Genomic DNA, 7,562 nt, shown 5'->3' with positions numbered 1-7,562 from the left:
AAGCAATATTATTTAACGTAAAACAAAATGTATATTTACACAGTTCTATGGAAATATACACAATTCGACAAAAAATGTCGAAAAAAATACTGATATAAATAATGATATCAGACCTTTATATGTGAGATAGTTTTCATGTATATCTAGTAAAAAAGAATGGTTATAAAGGTAAGTTTTACGATACATACTAACCAATGTAGTGTATCCCTTTGTGAAGGCTTATTTTTGCCTTAAAGTTATGTGGAAATAAAAATCTAGATAGGGTTGGTTTTGGTCAGAATGAAGACAATATGTACTTTGAAAATAGTCATTTATTTTGTCTAAAGAGAGTTGTGCGATTAGTGGACCGAAGTTGAAAGGTGATAGTTTCTTACATTGTTAGAGAAATATAAGGATTACAGAATATTCGACTAACACGTTACTACGGTCATTTTTGAGCCTGTTTAAACAATAGGAAAGAAGGTGTTTTACTCCTTAGTTACAATATCTTTTTAGTAAAGATAAGCTTAAGTAACCTCCGCTAAAGATTATATACTTAAATGATAAAGAGTTCAACACTAGTTCACATATTTTCCCAAAAATAAAAAACGGCTGTTTTATGTGGAATAAATCTACAAAACAGCCGTTTTTGGTATTAGATTTCTGTTAAGATTATTGGTTCACCGCGTGTTACGACAACGGTATGTTCACATTGTGCAACAAGACTTTTATCTGGTGTAACGAATGTCCAACCATCGTCACCACGTTCAATAATATGATCAGCTTTCATAGAGATGAACGGTTCTACAGCGATAACAAGACCGTCTTTTAGAAGCGCATTATCCATTGGGTCATAGTAACTTAAAATGTGATTTGGTGCTTCATGTAAGCTAAGACCAATGCCGTGACCAGTTAAGTTTTGGATAACATTGTATCCACTTTTATGTGCGAAGTTTGAAACAGCACGACCAATTTGATTTTGTTTTGAGCCAGCTCTAACCTTTTTCATTGCTGCCCAAAATGCATCAACCGCTGCTTGGCAAAGTTTTTCTTTTGCCTCGTCTTCTCCAAGAACAAATGAAATGCCTGTATCTGCATAATAGCCATCAAGTGCAGCGGATACATCGACGTTTACTAAGTCGCCTTCTTTTAATACACGATCTCCTGGAATACCATGAGCAACTTCTTCATTTACACTAATGCAAGTTACACCTGGAAAATCATATTCTTTTTCAGGTGCAGAAATAGCACCATGCTCATCTAATACTTTTTTACCGATCAAATCAAGCTCTTTCGTTGTCATACCTGGCTTCGCTTGTTTTTTCATTTCTTCACGTGCAAGCGCAACGATGCGGCCGATTTTTCGTAAGCCTTCTAAATCTTGTTCATTACGAATAATCATGAAAACCACTGTCCTTCCTCGAATATATATCTTATCCGATTGTATCATGTTTATTTTCGTCCTGCTACTCGCTTGCGGTATGCAGGTTGATTCCTCTCATAAAGAATACATGACAATTGTCATATCGATGTCATGACGCATCATACTGTTTCCTAAGTTTTCCAAGGAATACAATGTAAATATAAGAAACAGCGGGGGTGGAGAGATGGAAAAGATTATTGAAGTAAATGATGTTTCTAAAACATTTAAACATAAAAACGCAGTAAATAATGTTTCATTTCATGTAAATAAAGGGGAAATAGTAGCGTTGCTTGGTCCAAATGGTGCGGGGAAAACAACGACGATGTCGATGATGCTTGGATTAAAGGAACCAACGGAAGGTAAGGTCTCTATATTTGGAAAGAGTCCAAAGCATAGAGATGTTCGTAATAGCCTCGGTGCGATGCTGCAAGAAGTAAGTGTCATTGATAGTATTACGGTGGAAGAGGCAATTGAGTTATTCCGTAGTTATTATACGAATCCTATAGAGAAAGAAACGTTACTGCAGTTATCAAATTTAGAATCAGAGCGAAAGCAAAGATGTGAGAAATTATCAGGTGGGCAAAAAAGAAGGTTAAACTTTGCGCTTGCACTTGCGGGAAATCCGGATTTGTTATTTTTAGATGAGCCGACAGTCGGAATGGATATTACGTCTCGAAGAACGTTTTGGGAAACGATTCGAAAGTTAGCAAGTGAAGGGAAAACGATTATTTTAACGACGCATTATTTAGAAGAAGCAGATGCTTTAGCAAATCGTATCTTATTATTTGCGAACGGAAAGATTATCTCAGATGGTACACCAGACGAAATGAAAGCAACGATTTCGAGAAAAACAATCACATTTTACTCAAAGGAAAGCATTCCTACAAAATTACTAAAGGAATTACCAAATGTAATAGAAGTAAAGTCAAACGAAGGCCGCTTCATTTTAACAACGGAGGATACGGATGCAACTTTAAAAGCCATTTATCAAAGGAGTTTACCTGTAACAGATGTTTCAGTTGAACGTGGAAGTCTTGATGAGGCATTTGAACAATTCGTTGCAAATCAGAAGGAGGAAATCGCATGAGAGCGTTATGGATGCAGTGCAAAATAGAAATTTCACGTACATTCCGCAATAAATTATTTATCTTTTTCTCATTATTAATGCCTGTTATGTTTTACTACATTTTCACAAATGTTGTTCAAGTACCGCAAAACGGAGATGCGTGGAAAGCACATTATTTAATTTCGATGGCAACTTTCAGTATTGTAGGGACTGCACTCTTTAGTTTCGGTGTAAGGCTTTCTCAGGAAAGAGGGCAAGGATGGACACATCTTCTAAAAATTACACCGCTTCCAGAGGGAGCATATTTAACAGCAAAAATTATCGCTCAAACAGTAGTAAATGCTTTTTCAATATTAGTTATCTTTATTGCAGGGATACTAATTAATCATGTTGAGTTAACGGTAGGGCAATGGATTGGTGCGGGGTTATGGTTATTGTTAGGGGTAACACCATTTTTAGCGTTAGGAACAGTAATAGGTTCCATTAAGAAGGCGGACGCAGCTGCTGGCTTAGCTAATATTTTAAATATGAGTTTAGCTATAGTTGGCGGGTTATGGATGCCGATTGAAGTATTCCCAAAAATATTAAGAACGATTGGTGAATGGACACCAACATACCATTTCGGAAGTGGTGCGTGGGATATTGTAGCTGGAAAATCAATTGGATGGGAAAATATCGCGGTATTAGGAGGTTATTTCCTTATATTTGTTGTAGTATCAATATATATAAGAAAAAGACAGGAAGCGGTATAAATGATAGAGAAGAAGAGGATTGAGATTTTTCCGAAACATATGGGATTCTTTCCGTACATGTGGTTTGTTTATCTATTATTTCCAATTTATCACTTAGCACAAGCATCAGGATGGAAGCTTGTGCTAGGGAGCGGTATGTTGATACTTTTTATTATCACATACCGTCAGCTTTATTTTGTTCAGAAGACGTTTATTTTATGGGCATGCATTCAAATGATACTCATTTTTTTATTTGCTTTATTTTATAATCCTTTTATGATATTTTTTGGCTTTTTCACAGCAAGTGCGATGGGATTTGCGCCGAATAAGAAAGTATTTCAAGTGCTGTTATGCTCGTTAGTTATAATGCTTGGAGCATTTGTATTTGTAAATATGAATCAACTAACACCAACAAGTTTAGTAAATATCGTCCCGATGTTTATTTTAATGCTTCTTACGCCATTTGGTATGCGTAATTTTAATCAGAAAAAGATGTTAAGAAATCAATTAGATGAGGCGAACGAGCAAATTAAAGACTTAGTAAAACGGGAAGAACGGCAGCGGATTGCAAGAGATCTTCATGACACATTAGGACATACGCTATCTCTTATTACTTTGAAAAGCCAGCTTGTAGAGAAGTTAATTGTGAAAAATCCGGAGCGTGCAAGTGCGGAAGCAAAGGAAATTACACAAACGTCTCGTACAGCCTTAAAACAGCTGAGAGAATTAATTTCTGATATGCGTATGATTACGGTAGAAGAAGAGCTAGAGCAAATAAAAGCAATCTTACAAGCAGCTAATATTGAATTAGAAGTGAGGCAAGAAGCAAGATCGAGCTCGTTATCACCAATTGAACAAAATATTGTCGGGATGTGTTTACGTGAGGCCGTTACAAATGTTGTAAAACATAGTAAGGCGACGCGGTGCGCAGTTTCTGTATTAGAATCACAAGGTGAACTAATTTTGAAAGTAGAAGATAACGGAATTGGTTTAACAGATCAAAATCATGATGGAAATGGTATTCGCGGCATGAAAGAACGAATTGCTCTTATTGATGGATTTGTTGAACTAGGTACAATCAATCCAGGGACGTTGTTAACAGTAAAAGTTCCAGTTGTTATTAGAACAGGAAAAGATGAGGTGAGGGCATGATCCGAATTATTATTGCAGAAGATCAGCGGATGCTTCGTGGTGCGTTAGGGGCTCTGCTTGATCTAGAAGATGATATCGAAGTAATTGGACAAGCGGCAAACGGGGAAGAGGCGCTAAAATTAATTGAATCGTTAAAACCGGATATAAGTATTATGGATATTGAAATGCCGATTCAAAGTGGATTAGATGTTGCTGAAGCGTTAAAGAAAGAAAAATCATCATGCAAAGTAATGATTTTAACAACATTTGCACGGCCGGGATATTTTGAAAGAGCAATGAAAGCTGGTGTGCACGGCTATTTATTAAAGGATAGCCCAAGTGAAGATTTAGCGGCAGCAATTCGTAATGTAATAAAGGGGAAACGAGAGGTCTCCCAAGATTTAATGTTTGGCTTATGGCAGGAGCAAAATCCGTTGTCAGATCGCGAAAAGGAAGTAATGTTGCTTGCGAAAGAAGGAAAGACGGCAAACGAAATTGCGAAGGCACTTTATCTTTCGCCGGGTACAGTACGTAATTATATTTCTGAAGTATTAGCGAAGCTTGATGCGAAAAATAGAATTGAAGCAATTACAATTGCGGAAGAAAAGGGTTGGATATAAAAAGAAGGTTACCTATGAGAGGTAACCTTCTTTTTATAATTATTGTACTTCTATTACTTGATTTACTTTTTGTAACGGTTTGTAACCGTGTGCTTCAAATGCCTTTGCAAATTCATTTGATACGGCAGTGCTATATAAATCTTTTGCAGCTTGTACGATGTGAGATTGAAGTGATTCAAAGTCTTCAGCGGAAGTTGCATAATTTTGCAATGCACGCATAACAACTTTACTTACTTTTTCATTGCCTTGTTTTTGGACAGCAACACCGTTATATGTTTTACCTTCAGCTAATTGATATAATACGTGACTGATAATACCAGAATTCACGTGTGATTCTTGATTATTACCATCGTTATAGAAATCTTGTAAATTTGTATATAATTTATGACCGCCGTCACCAATTTCCCTTGGGATATCACGAATTGTTAGGCCACCTAATGTATCGCCCATAATCCAGTTTCCTTTATCTTTCTTTACGTAATATTCGATTTGTGTACCCCAGAAATCCGCTAATCCCTCGTTTAGTGCAGATGTTTCAGCGCTTGGATATCTCACGACTTTATTTTTCGTCGTGCCACTAAATACAGCATGTCCAAATTCATGAGCTGTTACATCAAGAGCGGATGTTAGTTTTCCGTCTAAACCATCACCAAATACCATTTGGTTCCAAGCGGGATGCCAAAATGCATTTACATAGTCTTCTTTTACACCATCACTAACTTCAGTAGAATCAAAACCGTGTACACTAGCGACAACTTTTGAATCTTTATTGTCGTAACTTTTTAGATTATGTTCTTTCTTAAAGTAATCGTAAATATCACTCATGTTCTTCATAGCGCCCGCGGCTTCTTTATCTGCAAAATTAGGAGTACTACTTGAAATTAGTGTCCCTGGATAACCAGCTTGACTATATCCCCCGAGGGAATCGGCGTAGTTTGCATTATAAATATAAATACCATTTCCGCGTGATAAATCCGCTAAATAAAATTTTCCATCAGTTCCTTTGGCAATATTGAAAGAGATGTTTTCTTGAAGTGCATTTTTCCCAGTTCCTTGCTCACTTGCGGGGGATAATCTAGGTGATGTTACTTGATTTATAGTCTTATTCTCTTTGTTTTTAATGAATTTTTCTTGGAAAAGTACTTCGCCAGTTTTTAAATCAACTATAGCATTGCCGTTTATAATTTGTTCATTGTTTTCATAAGTAAATGTAATAACAGTTGCGAATGTATAATAGCCATCTTTTTTCTTATAAACAACGGTTTCGCTAGAGAATTCTGTCTCAACTGCATCACTTGGAATTTGAACTATATCGCGTAATTTAGATTTTACTTCATTTTTCGACAAAAAATTTGTTATAGTAAGATTAGGTTGTTGATTTAAATTTTGAACAACTTTACCACTAACAGTTGTGATTACTCCATTTTTATCTACTTTTACAATGAGATCTTGGCCATATACTTTATAGTTTTTATATGTTTGTGCAAGGCGAACTTCGGTTTGATTTTCTTTGGTTTCTTTATTTGTAGGTTGGAAATCTACATTTTTTTCAGTAGTGACTTGTTCTTGTTGAGCTTTCGCCCCATTTACCTCACCTTTTAAATACTTTTTAGCAATATTTTCTTTCGTATCATTTTGAGGTTGTGTTAATTTCCCGATTGTTAAACCAGGCTGAGCAATTTCAACTTTGACTGCACTTTTGTCTAATTCTTGAGCATGAATAGCTTCTGTTGATAAAGGGCAAAGAAGACCGAATGTAATGAAAGCACTAGCAAGTTTTCTATAATTCATCTATAACACTCCTAATCTATTATTGTATGTGAGATGAATTGTATGAAAAAATTGCCGAATTTTATATATATTATGCATTATTTCATATCAAAAATTGTCGAATTCACATTATTGTAGTGGTATGACAACTCAAAAAATTAGATTGTTCTAATGGGATGGTGAGTAAGTATGCACGCAGAAAAATTAGGAAGTGAAATTAAGAAAATTAGGGTGATGAGAGGATTAACACAGAAACAGTTATCCGATAATATATGTCATCAATCGGAAGTGAGCAGGATTGAATCGGGTGCGGTATACCCAAGTATGGATATATTGCAAGGTATCGCAGCAAAATTACAAGTTCCCATTATTCATTTTTATGAGGTACTCATTTATTCTGATATTGAAAGAAAAAAACAGTTTAAAGATCAAATCATTATGCTTTGTAAGCAAAAAAGATATAAAGAAATTTATAATAAAGTATGGAATGAGCTGAAAAAGGAAGAATATCATCCTGAATTTCAGCAGTTTCTTCAATGGCAATATCATGTAGCAGCTTACATATTAAAGAAAATCGATTACGAATATTGTATTTTAGAATTGAAAAAATTGTTAAATCAACAGTTAGCTGGAATAGACGTATACCAAAATCTTTATATAGAAAATGCGATTGCAAATATTTATGCTGAAAATAGCTATTTTAAGAAGAGTATTGAGTTATTTGAAGATATATTAAAACAATTAGATGTATTGCATGATAATGAAGAATTTGAAGTGAAGGTAAGATATAATCATGCAAAAGCATTATATTTAGATAATCAATATGAAGAGTCACTTTATCA

At 35.2% G+C, this 7,562-nt stretch carries 7 protein-coding genes; 5 read left to right on the top strand and 2 right to left on the bottom strand.

Features of this window, described 5'->3' with window-relative positions; all coding sequences use genetic code 11:
- Positions 1-634: 634 nt before the first annotated feature.
- On the bottom strand, positions 635-1,429 hold the full coding sequence (gene map, locus ABWK52_RS24215; protein WP_003313889.1) for a type I methionyl aminopeptidase: 795 nt from the start codon (positions 1,427-1,429) through the stop codon (positions 635-637).
- A 157-nt stretch (positions 1,430-1,586) separates the two neighbouring features.
- Between map and ABWK52_RS24210 the strand changes: the two genes are divergently transcribed.
- Genes ABWK52_RS24210 through ABWK52_RS24195 form a run of 4 tightly spaced genes read left to right on the top strand, consistent with a single transcriptional unit; the run spans position 1,587 to position 4,950 of the window.
- Positions 1,587-2,489 carry an ABC transporter ATP-binding protein gene (locus ABWK52_RS24210; RefSeq protein WP_086408427.1) on the top strand — a complete coding sequence of 301 codons (903 nt, stop codon included), beginning with the start codon at positions 1,587-1,589 and terminating at the stop codon, positions 2,487-2,489.
- The gene (locus tag ABWK52_RS24205; protein WP_098541788.1) at positions 2,486-3,220 is read left to right on the top strand and encodes an ABC transporter permease; all 735 of its coding nucleotides are present in this window, start codon (positions 2,486-2,488) and stop codon (positions 3,218-3,220) included. Before ABWK52_RS24210 ends, ABWK52_RS24205 begins: the two co-directional genes overlap by 4 nt.
- Positions 3,221-4,351: a sensor histidine kinase gene (locus tag ABWK52_RS24200; protein ID WP_000570610.1), complete on the top strand. Its 1,131-nt coding sequence runs from the start codon at positions 3,221-3,223 to the stop codon at positions 4,349-4,351. It begins immediately after the preceding gene.
- Entirely contained in the window at positions 4,348-4,950 is a 603-nt protein-coding gene (locus ABWK52_RS24195; protein WP_098507827.1) for a response regulator transcription factor, read from the top strand. Before ABWK52_RS24200 ends, ABWK52_RS24195 begins: the two co-directional genes overlap by 4 nt.
- A gap of 39 nt (positions 4,951-4,989) precedes the next feature.
- Here the strand turns inward: ABWK52_RS24195 and ABWK52_RS24190 are convergent, their stop codons facing one another.
- Positions 4,990-6,741 carry a M4 family metallopeptidase gene (locus tag ABWK52_RS24190; protein WP_098507826.1) on the bottom strand — a complete coding sequence of 584 codons (1,752 nt, stop codon included), beginning with the start codon at positions 6,739-6,741 and terminating at the stop codon, positions 4,990-4,992.
- Positions 6,742-6,909: 168 nt separating this feature from the next.
- On the opposite strand from ABWK52_RS24190, the gene plcR reads away from it, so the two are divergent.
- Positions 6,910-7,562, top strand: a 653-nt coding sequence (plcR, locus tag ABWK52_RS24185) for a transcriptional regulator PlcR (RefSeq protein ID WP_353772186.1), incomplete at its 3' end; no start/stop codon positions are given.

The sequence above is a fragment of the Bacillus sp. AP50 genome (assembly GCF_040492675.1).
In the GTDB taxonomy this organism is placed as follows: domain Bacteria; phylum Bacillota; class Bacilli; order Bacillales; family Bacillaceae_G; genus Bacillus_A; species Bacillus_A cereus.
Note: the sequence above shows the minus strand (reverse complement) of the source record. Positions and strands in the feature narration are given on the sequence as shown.

What these genes read in the sequence shown, in the direction of transcription:
- ABWK52_RS24190 (WP_098507826.1), bottom strand. Translation starts at nt 6,741, where the DNA reads ATGAATTATAGAAAACTTGCTAGTGCTTTCATTACATTCGGTCTTCTT.
- ABWK52_RS24205 (WP_098541788.1), top strand. Translation starts at nt 2,486, where the DNA reads ATGAGAGCGTTATGGATGCAGTGCAAAATAGAAATTTCACGTACATTC.
- ABWK52_RS24210 (WP_086408427.1), top strand. Translation starts at nt 1,587, where the DNA reads ATGGAAAAGATTATTGAAGTAAATGATGTTTCTAAAACATTTAAACAT.
- ABWK52_RS24200 (WP_000570610.1), top strand. Translation starts at nt 3,221, where the DNA reads ATGATAGAGAAGAAGAGGATTGAGATTTTTCCGAAACATATGGGATTC.
- map (WP_003313889.1), bottom strand. Translation starts at nt 1,429, where the DNA reads ATGATACAATCGGATAAGATATATATTCGAGGAAGGACAGTGGTTTTC.
- ABWK52_RS24195 (WP_098507827.1), top strand. Translation starts at nt 4,348, where the DNA reads ATGATCCGAATTATTATTGCAGAAGATCAGCGGATGCTTCGTGGTGCG.